This is a genomic window from Mergibacter septicus (assembly GCF_003265225.1).
GTDB lineage: Bacteria > Pseudomonadota > Gammaproteobacteria > Enterobacterales > Pasteurellaceae > Mergibacter > Mergibacter septicus.
The window spans coordinates 182900-199420 of record NZ_CP022013.1 but is presented as its reverse complement, the minus strand read 5'-3'; the positions used below and the strand labels follow the sequence as shown (position 1 = coordinate 199420).

General features: G+C 39.2%; 9 protein-coding genes, 2 tRNA genes and 3 rRNA genes. 3 read left to right on the top strand and 11 right to left on the bottom strand.

Going from position 1 to position 16521, the window contains the following annotated elements:
• Positions 1-169: 169 nt before the first annotated feature.
• The 10 genes from rrf to gmk all read right to left on the bottom strand — a co-directional run bounded on the left by rrf (position 170) and on the right by gmk (position 11667).
• Positions 170-285 (bottom strand): 5S ribosomal RNA (rrf, locus tag CEP47_RS01005).
• Between the two features lie 191 nt (positions 286-476).
• A 23S ribosomal RNA gene (locus CEP47_RS01000) occupies positions 477-3376 on the bottom strand.
• 357 nt (positions 3377-3733) lie between these two features.
• Positions 3734-3809, bottom strand: a tRNA-Ala gene (locus CEP47_RS00995).
• 34 nt (positions 3810-3843) lie between these two features.
• Positions 3844-3920: transfer RNA gene (locus CEP47_RS00990), tRNA-Ile, on the bottom strand.
• 71 nt (positions 3921-3991) lie between these two features.
• Positions 3992-5529 (bottom strand): 16S ribosomal RNA (locus CEP47_RS00985).
• The 16S, 23S and 5S rRNA genes sit together here with 2 tRNA genes alongside, the layout of an rRNA operon.
• Before the next feature lie 420 nt (positions 5530-5949).
• On the bottom strand, positions 5950-6438 hold the full coding sequence (locus CEP47_RS00980) for a chorismate--pyruvate lyase family protein (RefSeq protein ID WP_261919829.1): 489 nt from the start codon (positions 6436-6438) through the stop codon (positions 5950-5952).
• Positions 6431-8512 (bottom strand): ATP-dependent DNA helicase RecG, encoded by a 2082-nt coding sequence (gene recG / locus CEP47_RS00975; protein WP_261919830.1) that lies wholly within the window; start codon positions 8510-8512, stop codon positions 6431-6433. The genes CEP47_RS00980 and recG overlap by 8 nt, the downstream gene beginning before the upstream one ends.
• A 2-nt stretch (positions 8513-8514) precedes the next feature.
• Positions 8515-10644: a bifunctional GTP diphosphokinase/guanosine-3',5'-bis pyrophosphate 3'-pyrophosphohydrolase gene (gene spoT, locus CEP47_RS00970; RefSeq protein WP_261919831.1), complete on the bottom strand. Its 2130-nt coding sequence runs from the start codon at positions 10642-10644 to the stop codon at positions 8515-8517.
• Positions 10645-10695: 51 nt separating this feature from the next.
• The gene (gene rpoZ, locus CEP47_RS00965) at positions 10696-10968 is read right to left on the bottom strand and encodes a DNA-directed RNA polymerase subunit omega (protein ID WP_261919832.1); all 273 of its coding nucleotides are present in this window, start codon (positions 10966-10968) and stop codon (positions 10696-10698) included.
• A gap of 63 nt (positions 10969-11031) precedes the next feature.
• Entirely contained in the window at positions 11032-11667 is a 636-nt protein-coding gene (gene gmk, locus CEP47_RS00960) for a guanylate kinase (RefSeq protein ID WP_261919833.1), read from the bottom strand.
• A gap of 246 nt (positions 11668-11913) precedes the next feature.
• Between gmk and nagB the strand changes: the two genes are divergently transcribed.
• Both nagB and nagA read left to right on the top strand, forming a co-directional pair.
• A complete protein-coding gene (gene nagB, locus CEP47_RS00955) occupies positions 11914-12726 on the top strand; it encodes a glucosamine-6-phosphate deaminase (protein ID WP_261919834.1) in 813 nt (270 codons plus the stop codon).
• A gap of 36 nt (positions 12727-12762) precedes the next feature.
• Positions 12763-13926 carry an N-acetylglucosamine-6-phosphate deacetylase gene (nagA, locus tag CEP47_RS00950; protein ID WP_261921019.1) on the top strand — a complete coding sequence of 388 codons (1164 nt, stop codon included), beginning with the start codon at positions 12763-12765 and terminating at the stop codon, positions 13924-13926.
• A gap of 95 nt (positions 13927-14021) precedes the next feature.
• Here the strand turns inward: nagA and CEP47_RS00945 are convergent, their stop codons facing one another.
• A complete protein-coding gene (locus tag CEP47_RS00945; protein ID WP_261919835.1) occupies positions 14022-15629 on the bottom strand; it encodes a glycosyltransferase in 1608 nt (535 codons plus the stop codon).
• A 247-nt stretch (positions 15630-15876) separates the two neighbouring features.
• Between CEP47_RS00945 and CEP47_RS00940 the strand changes: the two genes are divergently transcribed.
• Positions 15877-16467 carry a TetR/AcrR family transcriptional regulator gene (locus tag CEP47_RS00940; RefSeq protein WP_261919836.1) on the top strand — a complete coding sequence of 197 codons (591 nt, stop codon included), beginning with the start codon at positions 15877-15879 and terminating at the stop codon, positions 16465-16467.
• Positions 16468-16521: the final 54 nt, after the last annotated feature.

Genomic DNA, 16521 nt, shown 5'->3' with positions numbered 1-16521 from the left:
CACAGCTGAACAAAATGAGAAAAGAAAGGATATATTGAAGATATTAGAGATCTATTCTAATTTATAAAAATAATCTGGATTAAACTACATTAAATACTTTCTATTATATTCACTAGCTATAAAAAAAGCACAAACTTACGTTTGTGCTTTTTCTCTCTAATTTGATTAACCCCGGCGGTACCCTACTCTCACATAGGGAGACCCTACACTACCATCGGCATCACAGCGTTTCACTTCTGAGTTCGGCAAGGTATCAGGTGGTACCACTGCATTATGACCGCCGGGAAAATTCTTTTTATCTTGTTGTTTGTTATTCGTTGTTCTCTGTTTGTTTCGTTCTGTCGTGAGTTTGTTAATTTTCTTTATTTATTGATAAAGATAACGTTAAACTCACCAGTTAACGGCTTAACATTCGTTAAGTTATTTAGCCACAAGCTACTCAAGAGTACCCACTCCCCAAAACATTTGAGCGTTGTATGGTTAAGCCTCTCGGGCAATTAGTACGGGTTAGCTCAATGTATCACTACACTTACACACCCCGCCTATCTACGTCTTAGTCTTAAACAACCCTTACAGTCTTATAGACTGGGAGAACTCATCTCTTGGCAAGTTTCGTGCTTAGATGCTTTCAGCACTTATCTCTTCCGCACTTAGCTACCGGGCAATGCGTCTGGCGACACAACCCGAACACCAGCGGTGCGTTCACTCCGGTCCTCTCGTACTAGGAGCAACCCCAATCAATTCTCCAACGCCCACGGCAGATAGGGACCGAACTGTCTCACGACGTTCTAAACCCAGCTCGCGTACCACTTTAAATGGCGAACAGCCATACCCTTGGGACCTACTTCAGCCCCAGGATGTGATGAGCCGACATCGAGGTGCCAAACACCGCCGTCGATATGAACTCTTGGGCGGTATCAGCCTGTTATCCCCGGAGTACCTTTTATCCGTTGAGCGATGGCCCTTCCATGCAGAACCACCGGATCACTATGACCTGCTTTCGCACCTGCTCGACGTGTCTGTCTCGCAGTCAAGCTTGCTTATACCATTGTACTAACCTCACGATGTCCGACCGTGATTAGCAAACCTTCGTACTCCTCCGTTACACTTTGGGAGGAGACCGCCCCAGTCAAACTACCCACCAGACACTGTCCGAGCACCTGTGCGGGTGCTTCGTTAGAACATCAAACGTTAAAGGGTGGTATTTCAAGGTTGACTCCAACAAGACTGGCGTCTCATCTTCATTGTCTCCCACCTATCCTACACATTAAAATTCAATGTTCAGTGTCAAGCTATAGTAAAGGTTCACGGGGTCTTTCCGTCTAGCCGCGGGTACACCGCATCTTCACGGCGATTTCAATTTCACTGAGTCTCGGGTGGAGACAGCCTGGCCATCATTACGCCATTCGTGCAGGTCGGAACTTACCCGACAAGGAATTTCGCTACCTTAGGACCGTTATAGTTACGGCCGCCGTTTACTGGGGCTTCGATCAGATGCGTCTCTTGCGATAACATCATCAATTAACCTTCCAGCACCGGGCAGGCGTCACACCCTATACGTCCACTTTCGTGTTTGCAGAGTGCTGTGTTTTTAATAAACAGTTGCAGCCAGCTGGTCACTTCGACTGGTTCATGCTCCATTCGCGAAGAACTTCACACTACGCCAGCGCACCTTCTCCCGAAGTTACGGTGCTATTTTGCCTAGTTCCTTCACCCGAGTTCTCTCAAGCGCCTGAGTATTCTCTACCTGACCACCTGTGTCGGTTTTCAGTACGGTTTAGATAAACCTGAAGCTTAGTGGCTTTTCCTGGAAGTGTGGTATCAGTTACTTCAACACCTTAGTGTCTCGTCATCATTTCTCAGTGTTAGCGGTGAACCGGATTTGCCTAGTTCACCCACCTACCAACTTAAACGTACATATCCAGCAGTACGCTAACCTAACCTACTCCGTCCCCACATCGCAGTTTATCCAAGTACGGGAATATTAACCCGTTTCCCATCGACTACGCTTTTCAGCCTCGCCTTAGGGGCCGACTCACCCTGCCCCGATTAACGTTGGACAGGAACCCTTGGTCTTCCGGCGAGGGGGTTTTTCACCCCCTTTATCGTTACTTATGTCAGCATTCGCACTTGTGATACCTCCAGCAAACCTCTCGATTCACCTTCAACGGCTTACACAACGCTCCCCTACCCAACAGACAGACGTCTGATGCCGCAGCTTCGGTGCTATATTTAGCCCCGTTACATCTTCCGCGCAGGCCGACTCGACTAGTGAGCTATTACGCTTTCTTTAAATGGTGGCTGCTTCTAAGCCAACATCCTAGCTGTCTAAGCCTTCCCACTTCGTTTCCCACTTAATATAGACTTGGGGACCTTAGCTGGCGGTCTGGGTTGTTTCCCTCTCCACGACGGACGTTAGCACCCGCCGTGTGTCTCCTGAACATTACTCTTTGGTATTCGGAGTTTGCATCGGGTTGGTAAGCCGGGATGGCCCCCTAGCCGAAACAGTGCTCTACCCCCAAAGGTATTCATTCAAGGCTCTACCTAAATAGATTTCGGGGAGAACCAGCTATCTCCCGGTTTGATTGGCCTTTCACCCCCAGCCACAAGTCATCCGCTACTTTTTCAACAGTAGTCGGTTCGGTCCTCCAGTTAGTGTTACCCAACCTTCAACCTGCCCATGGCTAGATCACCGGGTTTCGGGTCTATACCTTGCAACTTATCGCCCAGTTAAGACTCGGTTTCCCTTCGGCTCCCTTATTCAGTTAACCTTGCTACAAAATATAAGTCGCTGACCCATTATACAAAAGGTACGCAGTCACCCCTAAAAGGGGCTCCCACTGCTTGTACGTACACGGTTTCAGGTTCTATTTCACTCCGTTCGCCACGGTTCTTTTCGCCTTTCCCTCACGGTACTGGTTCACTATCGGTCAATCAGGAGTATTTAGCCTTGGAGGATGGTCCCCCCATCTTCAAACAGGATATCACGTGTCCCGCTCTACTTGTTGTTAGCTTAGTACCATAATAACGCTTTCAAATACGGGACTATCACCCTCTTTGGTTTGGCTTTCCAGCCACTTCTTTTAGCTTTATTATTATCTCTAACGGCTCTTCCGCGTTCGCTCGCCGCTACTGACGGAATCTCGGTTGATTTCTTTTCCTCGGGGTACTTAGATGTTTCAGTTCTCCCGGTTTGCCTTCCTTTGCTATGGATTCACAAAGGAATGATAGATTCTTCATCTATCGGGTTTCCCCATTCGGATATCGTGGGATGATAGCGCCTCTTATCGACTCTCCCACGCTTTTCGCAGATTTGCACGTCCTTCTTCGCCTCTGATTGCCTAGGCATCCACCGTGTACGCTTTGTCACTTAACCATACAACCTCAAATGCTTTGATTTACTTTGCCTTTGTGGTTGATGCTTATCAGAAGTATCGCCTTTCGCTTCAACACTTCTTCTCTCAAATACTTCACAACCTCTCGGTCGCTTGAGTACTCTTCTCGTTTCTTTGCTTGTGTCTAAATTTTTAAAGAACAGGTTAAACAATAACAACGTATCATTTAATTATTGCTAAGCTTTTTCTTCTTTTTTCATTTTTTCAATTTCAGTTTTCTTTCTTTATTTTTTTGTTTTTACCTTTTTGTTTTTTCTTCTCTTTCTAGAAAAAACACAAAAAAGAAAAACATAAAAAAGAAAACCATAGAATACAAAAATGCTTAGCAATAACTAAATTGGTGGAGATAAGCGGGATCGAACCGCTGACCTCCTGCGTGCAAGGCAGGCGCTCTCCCAGCTGAGCTATATCCCCAATTCCCACATTGCTTCCTCACTGAATGTCTCAGTGGTGGGTCTGAGTGGACTTGAACCACCGACCTCACCCTTATCAGGGGTGCGCTCTAACCACCTGAGCTACAGACCCAATGTGTTGGTTATCGTTATCTTTACTTCCCATCAAACAATCTGTGTGAGCACCCAAAGACCTCTTTTCGGTAAGGAGGTGATCCAACCGCAGGTTCCCCTACGGTTACCTTGTTACGACTTCACCCCAGTCATGAATCATACCGTGGTAAACGCCCCCCTCGCGGTTAAGCTATCTACTTCTGGTACAACCCACTCCCATGGTGTGACGGGCGGTGTGTACAAGGCCCGGGAACGTATTCACCGCGACATTCTGATTCGCGATTACTAGCGATTCCGACTTCATGGAGTCGAGTTGCAGACTCCAATCCGGACTACGACGCACTTTCTGGGGTTCGCTCCACTTCGCAGCTTCGCCTCCCTCTGTATACGCCATTGTAGCACGTGTGTAGCCCTACTCGTAAGGGCCATGATGACTTGACGTCATCCCCACCTTCCTCCGGTTTGTCACCGGCAGTCTCCTTTGAGTTCCCGACCTAATCGCTGGCAACAAAGGATAAGGGTTGCGCTCGTTGCGGGACTTAACCCAACATTTCACAACACGAGCTGACGACAGCCATGCAGCACCTGTCTCTAAGCTCCCGAAGGCACAGTCTTATCTCTAAGACCTTCTTAGGATGTCAAGAGTAGGTAAGGTTCTTCGCGTTGCATCGAATTAAACCACATGCTCCACCGCTTGTGCGGGCCCCCGTCAATTCATTTGAGTTTTAACCTTGCGGCCGTACTCCCCAGGCGGTCGATTTATCACGTTAGCTACGAGAGCCAGAACTATGTCCAACCCCCAAATCGACATCGTTTACAGCGTGGACTACCAGGGTATCTAATCCTGTTTGCTCCCCACGCTTTCGCACATGAGCGTCAGTTCTTGTCCAAGGGGCCGCCTTCGCCTCCGGTATTCCTCCACATCTCTACGCATTTCACCGCTACACGTGGAATTCTACCCCTCTCTACAAAACTCTAGATGAACAGTCTGAAATGCAGTTCCCAGGTTAAGCCCAGGGCTTTCACATCTCACTTATCCATCCGCCTGCGTGCCCTTTACGCCCAGTTATTCCGATTAACGCTCGCACCCTCCGTATTACCGCGGCTGCTGGCACGGAGTTAGCCGGTGCTTCTTCTGTGACTAACGTCAATTGCATTATCTATTAAACAATACACCTTCCTCATCACCGAAAGAACTTTACAACCCGAAGGCCTTCTTCATTCACGCGGCATGGCTGCGTCAGGGTTCCCCCCATTGCGCAATATTCCCCACTGCTGCCTCCCGTAGGAGTCTGGGCCGTGTCTCAGTCCCAGTGTGGCTGGTCATCCTCTCAGACCAGCTAGAGATCGTCGGCTTGGTAGGCTCTTACCCCACCAACTACCTAATCTCACTTGGGCTCATCTTATGGCAGGTGGCTAAAAGTCCCACCCTTTAATCTCTCGATACTATGCGGTATTAGCCATCGTTTCCAATGGTTATCCCCCTCCATAAGCCAGATTCCCAAGCTTTACTCACCCGTCCGCCACTCGTCAGCGTAAGTACAAGTACTTACCTGCTACCGTTCGACTTGCATGTGTTAAGCCTGCCGCCAGCGTTCAATCTGAGCCATGATCAAACTCTTCAATTTAATCTTTTTAATCTTTCAATTCTTGAATCGACATCCGCTCTTACTGACTTCTTCTTCAGCACTCTCGGACGCCTCAACGCCTCCAAGTGCCCACACAGATTGTCTGATGACTTTTTAAAGAACATTATCTCAAGCCTCGCTTGAGAGATAAGGTTGCATATTCTACTTGCTTACCTTACCACTGTCAACAACGTTTAATTAAAAAAATAAAAACTTTTTCTAAGTTAAACAATAATCAAGATTTTTCAATTAATCTTTTTTACTGTTTTCCTACCGTCGTTGCGTGAGGCGGCATTATAGAGATTTTTATTTGTCTTGCAAGGCTTTTTTATAAATTTTTTAAAATTTTGTTTTCTTTGTTTAATTTTCAAACTTTATGTTTAAATTAAACACTAAATATTATCATTCAGTGTGATAATCCTAATAATCTTCTAGATTAAAAAACATTTCTGATACTTCTAATGGCTGCCCCAATATCTTTAGTCTTGATTTTCTCGCATAATTACCACTAATGGGATCTTGTTTCCATTTCAAATCTTCTCTTCTTAACTTTTGCTTAAATAACCATTCACCTATTGGTTTTGCTCCGATACTTAATAAAGGTTTAGCAACAGAATTTGCTGTTTTTTCAGGAATAAAAGTTTGTGCAAAAACTAATTTTCTCGCACGATGTTTTAATATCACTTCTCTTAACCAACCATCAGCATTTATTTTTTCGGCTTTAATCCATCCTTCTGAAATCAAGTGAACCTGTAATTCAGGAAAATAAAGTTTTAATTTCGCCGTGAGTGAATTTTGTTCTTCTAACCATACTCTGATCTTTTGGGGCAAAAATGAAAACTCTCTCTGCCAATCATCTTGTTGTAACCAAGTTCTATAATAATCCAGTTCAAGTTCTTTTCTAAGCATTACTATATATTGTCCTTTGTGCTAACCAGCGAGCAACTAGCTGATCCGCTAGGTGAGGATTTTCTTGGAATAATTGTTCAGCATAGTATTTCACTGCTGGAATCAATTTGCGATCTCTAACCAAATTTGCAATTTTGAATTCCACCATTCCTGTTTGTTTAATCCCTAATACCTCTCCGGGTCCTCTAATTTCTAGATCCTTTTCAGCAATCACAAAACCATCTTGGCTATCACGTAACACTTGTAAACGTTTTTGTGAAACTTTCCCTAAGGGAGATTTATACATTAAGACACAAAAAGAAGCTGTACTACCTCGACCAACTCGTCCACGAAGCTGATGTAACTGAGACAAACCTAAACGTTCTGCATTTTCAATAATCATTAAACTTGCATTTGGCACATCAACCCCAACTTCAATGACTGTTGTTGCTACCAGTAAGTCAATCTTGCCATCTTTAAATTCTGCCATCACGGCTTGTTTTTCATTTGCTTTCATTCTACCGTGTACTAAGCCTATATTTAGGCTAGGTAATGCTCGGCGTAAATCTTCAGCTGTTGCTTCAGCAGCTTGAGCTTCCAATACTTCAGATTCATCAATTAAGGTACAAACCCAATAAACTTGGCGATGCTGTTGTTGACAAGCGTGTTGGACACGTTGAACAATTTCACCTCGACGATCTTCAGCTATTGCAACCGTTTTAATCGGGGTTCTGCCAGGTGGAAGCTGATCAATAATTGAGATATCTAAATCAGCATAGGTTGTCATCGCTAACGTTCTAGGAATCGGTGTTGCTGTCATAATCAACTGATGGGGATATTGTTGAGCTTTCGCACCTTTTTCACGTAACATTAAACGTTGTTGTACGCCAAAACGGTGTTGTTCATCAATAATAATTAGCCCTAAATCGGCAAACTCAACACTCTCTTGAAAAAGTGCGTGAGTTCCAACAATCATTTGAACTTCACCACTTTTAATACGTGCTAATTCTCTCTCTTTAGCTTTTCCTTTTACCTTACCAGCTAACCAACCGACTTTAATCCCTAATGATTCAAACCAGCCTTGAAAATTTGAGGCATGTTGTTCGGCTAAAATCTCTGTTGGTGCCATTAATGCCACCTGTTTAGAGTGAGAAAGTGCGGTAAGTGCAACTAAAGCCGCTACCAAAGTTTTGCCTGAACCAACATCGCCTTGCACTAACCTCATCATCGGATAAGATCGAGCCAAATCCTGTTCTATTTCACTCACAACTCTACTTTGTGCCTGTGTTGGTTGAAAAGGGAGTGTCGCTAAAAAACGTTTCTTTAATTCAATATCTGTTTTCAAAGGTACTGCACGAAATTTTTGCGTATCTGATCGTACTTTTAGCATTGAAATATTATATGCGACTAACTCTTCAAAAATTAAACGCTTTTGTGCTGGATGCTGACCTTTTTCCAATAATGCTAATGAAATATCAGGTGGTGGTCGATGTAAACATTTTAATGCCTGCTTTAAACTATATTGCCCAAAATCAGCCTGATAAGATATTAGTTCTTCGACTGGTAATTTCTCTAATAACTGCAATGCTTGATCTGTTAATTTTCGCCAAGATGATTGCTTTAATCCTTCCGTTGTAGGATAAATGGGCGTTAATGTTTCTTCTAATTTTAAAGGGGTATTATTTCTGATGATGTGATATTCTGGGTGGTGCATTTCAAGCATAAAACGCCCACGTTTAATTTCACCAAATGCTTTAATCCTCGTTCCAACACTCAAACTATTTTTTATACCTGCATTAAAATTAAAAAATCGTAAGGTGATTTTAGAAGTGCCATCTGAAAGTGCCACGATTAACATCGGTCGGCGTCCAAAATGTGTTTCACTCATTTGTACAACCCCTTCAATCGTTGCGTAACTTTCTGGGCGTAATTGGATTAGTGGCGTAACGGAAGTTCGATCTTCATAACGAGAGGGAAGATGAAATAGTAGATCTTGAATATTATTAATGCCTAAGCGAGCTAACTTTTCAGCTGTACTTGCTCCTATACCAGATAAACTTGTCAGAGGTACAGCATCTAACCATTGTCCTTTCATACTTATTCATTGATATTGCGTACAACCTCTAGCACACCTTGTATTGCTTTAATTTTACGCATAATAGTTGCCAAATGTTCGCAATCTCGCACAGTCAATAAAATAAATACTTGATAAATTCGCCCTTCTCTTTCATCAGTCCAGATACTACGAATATTACTCTCTGCCGAGGTAATCACTGAAGTTAAATTTGCAAAAACACCATGTTGATTAAGCATCTCTACTCTTAATTCTGCTTCAAAATCAAGTTTAGCTTCGGTTTTATCCCATTCTACCGCCATATAATGCTCTGACATTTCTCGGCGATGACGTAAGTTAGCACAATTTTCGTGATGAATAACTAATCCTTTTCCCGGGCTAACATGAGCGATGATCAAATCCCCGGGAATTGGATGACAACATTTCGCAAAGCTAGTTAAAAGACCATCACTACCTTTAATTGGTAATATTTGTTCTGTCTCAATATGATTATCTTGCTTGTCAGTGTTTATTTCTAAAATACCGCCCAATAAACGATGAGCGATAACACCACCGAGATGATTTCCCAACCCAATTTCAGCTAACAAATCCTCTAATGATTGCAGTTTTAAATCCTCTAATAATCCCGCAATAATTTTTGGATCAATATCTTCTAATTTAGTTGGTGATAAAGTATGAGCTAACTGCCGCCGCCCTAACATTACCGCTTCTTCACGTTTCAATGACTTTAACATTTGCCTAATTTTAGAACGAGCTTTGGCGGTTACAACAAAATTTAACCAAGAGGCACTCGGACGTGCTGCTGGTGCAGTTATAATATCAACCGTTTGCCCATTTTGTAGTGGTTGAGAAAGTGCATAAGGTTCTCGATCAACTCTAGCACCAATACAAGTTTGCCCTATATCGGTATGCACGGCATAAGCAAAATCGACTGGTGTTGCACCTGCAGGTAATTCAACAATACGACCTTTAGGCGTAAAAACATAAATTTCATCTGGGAAAAGATCTGATTTTACATTCTCAATAAACTCAAAAGAATTACCAGCACTTTGCTGTAATTCAATAATACTTTGTAACCAGCGTTGAGCTCGGATCTGAACGGTAGTATGATCATTCTTCCCACCTTGTTTATATGCCCAATGTGCTGCAACCCCCATCTCTGCCATTTGATCCATATCTTCAGTGCGAATTTGCACTTCAACTGGTACACCATGCGGGCCTATCATTGAAGTATGTAATGACTGATAGCCATTTGCTTTTGGTACGGCAATATAATCTTTTACCCGTCCCGGACGTGGCTTATACAAAGCGTGCATTTGTCCTAAACAGCGATAACAAGTATCTAAATCTTGTACGACAACCCGAAACGCATAAATATCCATAATGGAATAAAAGCGTTGTTCTTTTAAACGCATTTTCTGATAAATTGAATACAGGTGCTTTTCTCTACCAAAAACCCTTGCGTTAATATTGATATCATCTAACCGCCCTTTAATCTCGTCAGTAATACGTTGGATCATCTCTTTACGATTACCCCGAGCAGTTTGAATGACTTTTTGTAAAACATGATAACGATTTGGGTAGAGTGCTTCAAAACCTAAATCTTCAAGTTCATTCTTAATATGTTCTATACCTAGACGATGAGCTAAAGGACTATAAATTTCCAATGTCTCTTTTGCTATTCTACGCCGTTTATCCGGACGTAATGCACCTAACGTCCGCATATTATGCGTACGATCTGCCAGTTTAATTAGCACAACTCGAATATCCTGAGTCATAGCTAAAATCATCTTGCGAAAATTCTCTGCTTCCGCTTCTTTACGTGTACGGAATTTTAATTTATCTAATTTAGAAACCCCTTCTACAATTTCAGCCACGCTTTTACCAAATTCTGCCGTAAGCTGGGCTTCTGTATAAGGCGTATCTTCAATCACATCATGCAATAATGCAGCCATTATTGCTTCGTGATCTAATTTCATTTCAGCCAAAATAGATGCTACCGCAACAGGGTGAGTAATGTAAGGTTCACCACTTGAACGTGTTTGCCCTTCATGAGCATCACGAGCTACAACAAATGCACGTTTGACCAACTCAATCTGTTTGGCAGGTAAATAGCCCTGAATTATCACATTTAAAGGTTCAAATAAATACATACTATTCCCCAAAGGCGTGGTAGCAAAACTATTACTGATCACTAAATTCAATTATTCAATTTCTGAAAGTAAAGAAACTGCATGTAATTCGTTATTTTCAACTTCTAAAGCATCATGGCGTTCTTGATTATCCATAATTTCATTATTAATTAAGCCTGCTTCAATTTCACGTAATGCAATCACAGTTGGCTTATCATTTTCTTCTGCAACTAAAGGTTCACGAACATGTAATTGTAATTCTCTTGCACGACGAGCGGCTGTTAAAATCAAATCAAAACGATTTCCCACTTTTTCAACAGCATCTTGTACTGTAACTCTTGCCATTTTCTTCTCCGTTGATATTGTCTAATATGTAAATTTTATTAATGTTAAAAGGTTGATATGATACTAAAGGTTCGTCCCTTTCGCTAGTAGTTGCTCAATTAATAATTGATGGCGAAGTTTTTGTCTCGCTGCTTTTAACTTTTCTGCTTTTAAAATCACCTTAATTTCGGTTAAAGCCTGATCAAAATCATCATTAATGATTAAATAATCATATTCATCATAATGACTAATTTCACTGATCGCTTTTTCCATACGGCTAGCAATTACCTCTGGCTGATCCTGTCCTCGTCCAATTAAACGCCTTTCTAATTCAGGTAATGAAGGAGGTAAGATAAAAATACTTTTTGCCTGTGGTAACTGCTTACGTATCTGTCTTGCTCCTTGCCAATCAATATCTAAAAAAACATCAATGCCTTGCTGCAAAGATCGTTTAATCATAGGCAATGATGTTCCATAATAATTACCAAAAACTTCTGCATATTCTAGAAATGCCCCTTCAGCAATTAATTGTTTAAATTGTTGATGAGTAACAAAATAATAATGTTTGCCGTCTTCTTCTCCCGGACGAGGTTGGCGGGTGGTATGTGAAATAGATACCTGCATTTCATAGCTAGGATGTTGCTGTAATAATGCGGAAATTAAAGAAGATTTTCCTGCACCACTTGGTGCTGAGATGATATAAAGATTTCCTACTGACATATTTTCTATTCGTGTTTTCTCAATAAATTCTAATTAAAAAATAGCGGTATTCTATCACTAATCTTCTCAATCTGTGAATGTTAGAGAATTAAAATCAAGAAAAACTTCAATAAAAATAAACAAAATGATAAAAACACTTCATTTTTGTTAGACTTTTTATGTTAGAAGACTATAATAGCGAAAAAGTATTCAACAATAACAATAATATAGTATCAATCAAAACTCATCTTAGAGGAGAGATATAAAATGCGTTTAATTCCATTAGATAATGCAAAACAAGTAGCGAAATGGGCGGCTCAATATATCGTTGATAAAATTAATCAATTCCAGCCAACCGCAGAAAACCCTTTTGTTTTAGGTTTACCAACAGGTGGTACACCATTAGACACCTATCGTGAATTAATTCAGCATTACCAAAATGGTAATGTCAGCTTTCAATATGTCGTTACTTTTAATATGGATGAATATGTTGGTTTACCTAAAGAACACCCAGAAAGTTATCATAGTTTTATGCATAACAATTTCTTTAACCATATCGATATTCAGCCACAAAACATTAATATACTAGATGGAAATACAGCAGATCACGATGCAGAATGCCAACGCTATGAAAATAAAATTCGTCAATACGGTAAAATCCATTTATTTATGGGAGGGGTTGGTGAAGACGGGCATATTGCTTTCAATGAACCGGGTTCCTCACTCTCATCCAGAACTCGCATAAAAACGTTAACTGAAGATACCTTAATTGCTAATTCACGTTTCTTTGATAATGATATTAATCAAGTACCTAAATATGCACTTACTATTGGTGTTGGAACCTTACTTGATGCGGAAGAGGTAATGCTACTAGTTACAGGCCACCGTAAAGCTCTAGCCCTACAAGCTGGCGTTGAAGGTGCAGTAAATCATTTATGGACGATCAGTGCATTGCAAATGCATCGGCGTGCTATTTTTGTCTGTGATGAAGCAGCCACACAAGAATTAAAAGTTAAAACAGTAAAATATTTCAAAGAATTAGAAAAAAGAGCAATTCATAGTGTTCATATTCAAGATTAATCCTAATATAAAATAGGCTCAAGTATGTATAATCCAATGAAAACCTTTGCACTTACTAATGCTGTTATCTATACAGGAGAAAAAATTCTCTACGATCACGCTGTGATTATTGAACAAGAACAAATCAAAGCAATCATTCGGCAATCACAACTACCACCAACCTTACACCAAATTGACTTACAAGGTGCAAACTTAACCGCTGGTTTTATTGACCTTCAATTAAATGGGTGTGGTGGAGTAATGTTTAACGATCAAACATCAGTTGAAACATTAGAAATTATGCAGGAAACAAATCTCAAATCTGGTACTACTGCATTTCTACCCACCTTCATCACTGCACCAGATATAGAAATGAAACAAGCAATTAAGGTGATGCGAGAATTTGCCGCAAAACATCACACAGGTAAACAGTTTAAAAATCAAGCGTTGGGACTACACTTAGAAGGTCCCTATTTAAGCCTTACTCGTAAAGGTGTACACCGTCCAGAATATATTCGTGAAATCTCAGCCGAAATGTTAGAATTTCTCTGCCAAAATGCAGATATTATCACTAAAATCACGTTAGCCGCTGAAAACCCTACGGCTCGCCATATTCCACAATTTGTTGAACAAGGCATTATTGTTTCAATTGGGCATAGCGATGCGGATTATGCTACTGCGAAAGCGGCGATCAAGGCTGGTGCAAGTTTTGCCACCCATTTACACAATGCTATGTCGCCAATTTCTTCAGGACGTGAGTTAGGCGTTGTTGGTGCGGTGTTAGAAAGTGAAATTTATTGCGGTATTATCGCCGATGGTATGCACGTTGATTATGCTAACTTACGGATTGATAAAGCAGCGAAAAAAGAAAAACTCTGCTTAGTTACTGATGCCACTGCCGCTGCTGGTGCTGAAATTGATCACTTCCAATTTGTCGGCAAAACAGTCTATGTAGAAAATGGCAAATGCTATGATGCTAACGGCACCCTTGGTGGTTCGTCAGTAACAATGATTGAATCTATCAAAAATTGTGTCAATGAAGCAAACATTCCACTTGATGAAGCCTTACGTATGGCTAATCTCTACCCTGCTAAAGCAATAAAAGTCGATGCGCAAATGGGCAGTATTAGTGCAGGAAAAGTCGCAAATCTCACTGCATTTAATCATCAGTTTGAAGTGACCGCTTGTTGGGTTGGTGGAGAATTAAAATATCAAAAATAGAACCAAGATCTTCAATTCAATTAACAGATTAAACACGCTTAAATAATATGATTAAGCGTGTTTTTTAACATAAAAAATCAGCTATTAAAGATAGTTTACTTTAGGCTTAAGTAAGGTAAATTTATATTTTTTAATAATCGCATAAAAAATCTATTTAACCGATGTCTATAACGCTCTACACCTAATTTCATTCGATAAGAATCTTTTACCATATGTAAATAAAATAAATCACATACTTTTTTTAATTGAGGATTATCTTGTTTATTCTTTATCAATAAAATATAGCTTAATGCTAAGCTATATTGTTTCAATTTATCGTCTAAATTATCTTTTACTGTTTCAGAATTAAGATTAAACCGATAAAAATATAAAGTTTTTTGATGAAAATATATGCTATTAATTTTTTGAATAGCCGCTAAAAATAAGACAGCATCTTCTGCGAGAGTAAATTTTGTCTGAATAAAATCTAGTTCCAAAATCGTTTTTTGTAGCAGTTCTCGTTTATATAACTTTCCTGCTGATGAATAATCAATATGTAAGCGATTATTCATAAAAAATTTTGTAATAGAATCATTAAGGTTATAGCTATATCTCATTGGATTATGTCGCCTATACCTTTCATAATATATTCTAAATAAAACGAGATCATTATCAGCAAATTTAATTAACTCTTCGCAAGCATTTAATAACAAAATATCATCTGCATCTAAAAATAAAATATTATCACCAGTAGCGGCTAAAATACCTGTTTTTCTTGCTAGAAATGTTCCTTGATTATATTGATGATGAATTAACTTGATACGAGGATCTGTAAGATAAGGCTGAATTAATTTTAGTGAATTATCTATACAACCATCATCAACTAAAATGACTTCTATATTTTTATATGTTTGATGAATACAACTTTCAAGCGTAAACTCAATAAAATCTTCTGCCTTATAAATAGGAATAATAATGCTAATTTTTTTAAGAAATTTTTCACTACGATAACGATAAAACTCACTAATACAATTTTCATTCTTTTTCTGAGCTAATAATCGCTCTTGCTCTAAATTAGATCTATTTTCAGGATCTTCAAGCACCAACTTAGGATATAAATAGCCCAAGTTAAATTTCTCCTTCTCCGTTGTAATTTTATCAATCATAATTTGAAAATCATCAGCCAGCCAATAAACAAAATTTTGTTTTAAGATATTTTCAATAAATCGACGACTTACTACATACCCAACTGTACCTGCTGTATAATCAAAATGTAATTGCCCTAATTTATACCGATCAATTTGTTGTATTGGCTGAATAAATGGATAATCCCAAGCTTTTTGATAACAATTTGTTTTAGATTCACCAAATAAAATAATATCAAACTCAGATTGTTGTTGAATAATTTGGTGTAAAATGGGGTAATCAGGACTAAATACGGCATCATCTTCACAGACAATTAAATAATCTTCCTGTGAATATTCTAAAAAATAACGATACATCAATAAATGGGAAAGCGTACACGCTGCTTCACCTAATGTAATCTCACGATAATATAATTGTTTCGCCTGTTCAAAATCAAAATAGTTAAGAATACATTCCTTTCCTTTTTCTGTTTTTGCATCTATCGCATAAAAGACGTGAAATGATTTAGCATCAGGCTGCTGAAAAAATTTCTCTCTTCTTTCTTCATCACGCTTCAACGAAAGTACCAAAGATAGCATATAGAAATACCCTTATATTCTAATCACACTGATATTATTAAATGATTTTATTGTAATTATTTCCTATAAAATTTTACAAATATTAGGTGAGTAATTTATTAATATTATACTTAACTGAAAAAATTAAATTTATCTTTTCTTATCTTATTCTTACTTTTCAATAAATAAACGTATCTATAGTAAATTCTTTATTTTTCAAATAAATTCATCTATGCTATAAAATAAAATTTTATATTGGAGTATTTCGATGAAACATAAAAAATCTGCTGATACCAAAATACATATTTTATCTGTTGGTTATCAGTTAATCTCAAAAAATGGTTTTACTTGTACTGGACTAACCCAATTATTAAAAGAAGCCAATATTCCTAAAGGATCTTTTTATCATTATTTTTCATCAAAGGAAGAATTTGGGAAGTCGCTCATTGAATATTATTTTAAAAAGTATAAAGAAAATCTATCAAAAATAGAAGTACAAGATCTCAGTGCCAAAGAGAAAATTATTCACTATTTTACCTCTTGGAAAAATAATCAAACCATTGAAAACAATACAAACAGATGCTTAGTTGTTAAACTCAGTGCTGAAATCTCTGATCTATCAGAAACAATGAGAACCGCCCTTTACCTTGGTTATCAAGAAATTATTCAATGGATCACTAATAGAATAAAAGAAGCACAAGAATCTGGAGATATATCGACCAATATTGATGCCTATAAGATGGCGTGTCATTGGTATTATGCTTGGCTTGGTGCAGGTATCATAGCGAAATTAAGTAATTCTAATCATCCCCTTGAAGATATCTGGCATGAAACAATTCATCCTCTTATCACGCAATAAAAAAAACTAGACGAACGGTCTATTTTTGATATACTTAAAGCTCTCGTTAGCCTC